Origin of the sequence: Actinoplanes palleronii (genome assembly GCF_016862315.1) — a bacterium.
Taxonomy (GTDB): Bacteria; Actinomycetota; Actinomycetes; order Mycobacteriales; family Micromonosporaceae; genus Actinoplanes; species Actinoplanes palleronii.
In genome coordinates this window covers 1-3,330 of sequence record NZ_BOMS01000208.1, presented here as the reverse complement: position 1 = coordinate 3,330, position 3,330 = coordinate 1, and the positions used below count along the sequence as shown (strand labels likewise).

Sequence of the window (3,330 nt, the reverse complement as noted above, 5' to 3'; positions counted from 1 at the left end):
GGCCGGCTGAGGCCCGCCTGGTGAGGACGAGCTAGGCAGGCTGAGGCCCGGCGTCCTCACGGCCGGTGCCGCGCCCCTGTAACAGCGGCGTCGACCGCTTCCACCGCGGCCCGTCGCCGTCCTTGCGCCGCCGGGCCATCCCGGAGAGCGCCTCGAGCACCACCCGGTTGCCCAGCATCGCGGTGATCTCCGCGTGGTCGAACGGCGGCGACACCTCCACGATGTCCATCCCGACCACCGGCAGCTCGTGGCAGATCCGGGAGACGCTGTCGAGCAGTTGCCGGCCGGTGAAGCCGCCGGGCTCCGGGGTGCCGGTGCCGGGCGCGTGCCCCGGGTCGCAGACGTCGATGTCGACCGAGAGGAAGACGCCGTCGCAGCCGTCCATGGCGATCTCGAACGCGCTGTCCAGCACGGCGTCCAGGCCACGCTCGACGATCTCGCTCATGTGGAACGAGTTCATCCGCTGGTCGGCCATCCAGTCCAGCACGTCCGGGCCGGGCCAGTAGCCGCGCAGGCCGAGCTGCAGGAACCGGTCGCCGCGGACCGCACCGGACTCGATCAGCCGGCGCATCGGCTGGCCGTGGCCGTAGAGCGAGCCGAACTCGATGTCGCCGGTGTCCGCGTGCGCGTCGAAGTGGATCACCGAGATCCGCTGCGGCGGGTGCGCGCTCGCGACGCCGGCCACGTCCGGCCAGGTCACCGTGTGGTCGCCGCCGAGCACGAGCGGGACCGCGCCGTGCTGGGCGATGAAGCCGACACCCTCCTCGATCGTCGCGCAGCTGCGCTGGATCTCGCCGCTGAAGACCTCGAGGTCGCCGGCGTCCTTGACGGTCAGGTCGCCGGTGAGCGCGTCGACGCGCATCGCCATGTGCGGGCGGGAGCCGTCGTGCGGCAGGTAGTCGGTGCCGCGGATGACCTGTGGGCCGAAGCGGGCGCCGGGGCGGTGCGAGGTGCCGCCGTCGAACGGGGCCCCGATGATCACCACGTCGGCGTCGGCGTACGTCTCCGGCTCGCGCCAGTCGCAGGCCGGGACCCCGAGGAACGTGTAGTCCGGCCCGAACATCGGTCCATAACGCGTCATGCTGTGCATCCTTCCGGGCCGGTGGTGTCGGCGGGGACTGTATCGTCATACTGTATGGCCGTACAGTAAAAGAAGGCCGTTAAGGTTCAGCGGTGCTCGAAAAGCTGATCTCCTTCCTCCGCCAGTTGTTCGGCGGCACCGCCCCGGAAAAGACCGTCCAGCGACGGCCGTCTGCCCCCAAGCCGTCCGCCCCCAAGCCGTCCGCCCCGAAACCGACCCCACCCCCGCGTGCGACAGCGAAACCGACCCGCAACGTCCCGACCGTCGACAACGGGCGCGCGGTCGCCTACGCGCCCAACCTCGACGGTGACGCCGACCCGGGCGAGATCGTCTGGACCTGGGTCCCCTATGAGGACGACCCGGCCCAGGGCAAGGACCGCCCGGTCCTGGTGGTCGGCCGGGACGGCAGCACCCTGGTCGGCCTGATGCTGTCCAGCCAGAGCGAACGGGACGGCCAGCGCCACTGGCTCGCCCTGGGCGCCGGCGAGTGGGACCGGTCCAACCGTCCGAGCTGGATCCGCCTGGACCGGGTGATCGAGGTCGAGGAGGACGGCATCCGCCGGGAGGGCGCGATCCTCGATCGTGGCCGCTTCGACCAGGTGGCCGCCGCACTCCGGGGGGATTACGGCTGGGCCTGATCGGACGACCGGCTAGCGTTGCGGGCATGGACAAGGACGTCATGGTCAGTTTCGGCGGCAAGCAGGCCTGGCTGGCGGTTTCCGGCGCCGACCAGGAAGCCGTCCTGAATGCTCTCGGACTGCGCGACCTCGGCCCGATTCGCTGGCGGGACGGCCTGGACCTGGCACATCTGACCGGTGACCGGGTGGCGGTGACCCCGCCGCTGCCCGGTGCCCGCGGCACCACGTGGGTGCTGGCGGCCGGTCGTCGACTGATCAATCCCGGACCGGACGTTGTCGCTCTCTCCGCCGCGCTGGACACCGAGGTGCAGTACTTCGCGACCCACCGGGTCACCGAGTTGCACCGGTGGCAGCGCGCGGTGAAGGGTGATCTCGTGCGCGCGTTCGGGTACGTCGGCCAGACCGGTGAGGTCACCTCCTGGTTCGGCGAGCCCGGCCCGGCGGAGCGGGAGGCCGGCCTGCCCGGCGAGCTCGACGACGAGACCACCGTGCTGGTCGCGGAGCGTGACGTGTTCCGGGTGGCCGGCGCCTGGAGCATCGACCCGACCACGTTGACCGGGCCGGCGCCCGGCCCGCTGCGGATCGGCGCGGCGGACTGAACCCCACTCGGAGACCACCACATGCGTAAATACGTGATCATGGGCGTCCAGGGCAGCGGCAAGGGCACCCAGGGCAAGGTGCTGGCCCGGGACCTCGACCTGGTGCACATCAGCGTCGGCGACATCTTCCGCTGGCACGTGCGCAACCACACCAAGATGGGCGCGCAGGTCCGCCGGGTGATGGCGGCCGGCGAGCTGGTCGGCGACGACCTGGTCGAGTCGGTGGTCCGCGAACGCCTGGACCAGCACGACTGGAACTACGGCTTCATCATCGACGGCTTCCCGCGCAACGGCCGCCAGGCCGAGTTCTTCATGGAGAGCTACGACATCGACGCGGTCATCCACCTGGAACTCCCCGACGACGAGGTGCGCCGCCGGGTCCTCAGCCGCCGCCTCTGCCCGAGCTGCGGCATGGACTACAACCTGATCGCCGACCGCCCGGAGCAGGAGGGCCGCTGCGACATCTGCGGCCACGAGCTGGTCACCCGCCCGGACGACACTCCGGAAGCCCTGGAGGCCCGCCTCCGCGACTACCACGAGAAGACCCGCCCGGTCCTGGAGCTCTTCCAGCGCAAGGAGGTCGTCCACAACGTCGACGGCCGCCCCCCGGTCGACGACGTCCAGTCCGCGATCCGCAAAACCCTCCGCCTGCCGTCATACATCCCGCAACCCCCGGCTTAACCCTCCTTCGGTACGACTACGGAGCGCTCGTCCGCAGGCTACGAGCCGAGTCCCACCCGTGAGGCCGCCGCGACACCGTGCCCACCCCGGACCGCCGCGCGCCTCCCGGTGCGGGGTCTCCACGCGAGACCGCTGCCACCCCGGGCCGCCGCGCGCCTCCCGGTCCCGGCTGGGCCTCAGGGGTGTCTCCGCGCCGCGGAGACACCCCTGAGAGCCAGCCAAAGCCCGCGGGCGCGGCCGGGCCTCGAGTGTCGCGGTCCCGCGTTCCAGCGCGAGGCCATGCCCGCTCCCTGCCGCAGCGCGACTCCGGGCGCTGGCTGGTTCTCAGGGG

Annotated in this window: 4 protein-coding genes; 3 read left to right on the top strand and 1 reads right to left on the bottom strand. The window is 71.7% G+C overall.

What is annotated here, in order from left to right; translation table 11 throughout:
* Positions 1-31 precede the first annotated feature (31 nt).
* Positions 32-1,081 (bottom strand): agmatinase, encoded by a 1,050-nt coding sequence (gene speB / locus Apa02nite_RS50610; RefSeq protein ID WP_203831559.1) that lies wholly within the window; start codon positions 1,079-1,081, stop codon positions 32-34.
* A gap of 92 nt (positions 1,082-1,173) precedes the next feature.
* Here speB and Apa02nite_RS50605 point away from each other — a divergent pair, with 92 nt between their 5' ends.
* The 3 genes from Apa02nite_RS50605 to Apa02nite_RS50595 are packed head-to-tail and all read left to right on the top strand — an operon-like array spanning position 1,174 to position 2,999.
* Entirely contained in the window at positions 1,174-1,719 is a 546-nt protein-coding gene (locus tag Apa02nite_RS50605) for a type II toxin-antitoxin system PemK/MazF family toxin (protein WP_203831558.1), read from the top strand.
* A gap of 26 nt (positions 1,720-1,745) precedes the next feature.
* The gene (locus Apa02nite_RS50600; protein ID WP_067686030.1) at positions 1,746-2,318 is read left to right on the top strand and encodes a hypothetical protein; all 573 of its coding nucleotides are present in this window, start codon (positions 1,746-1,748) and stop codon (positions 2,316-2,318) included.
* Between the two features lie 21 nt (positions 2,319-2,339).
* On the top strand, positions 2,340-2,999 hold the full coding sequence (locus Apa02nite_RS50595) for an adenylate kinase family protein (protein WP_067686028.1): 660 nt from the start codon (positions 2,340-2,342) through the stop codon (positions 2,997-2,999).
* Positions 3,000-3,330: the final 331 nt, after the last annotated feature.

Excerpts from the sequence above, each read along its gene's own strand:
- speB (WP_203831559.1), bottom strand. The coding sequence starts at position 1,081 with ATGACGCGTTATGGACCGATGTTCGGGCCGGACTACACGTTCCTCGGG.
- Apa02nite_RS50600 (WP_067686030.1), top strand. The coding sequence starts at position 1,746 with ATGGACAAGGACGTCATGGTCAGTTTCGGCGGCAAGCAGGCCTGGCTG.
- Apa02nite_RS50595 (WP_067686028.1), top strand. The coding sequence starts at position 2,340 with ATGCGTAAATACGTGATCATGGGCGTCCAGGGCAGCGGCAAGGGCACC.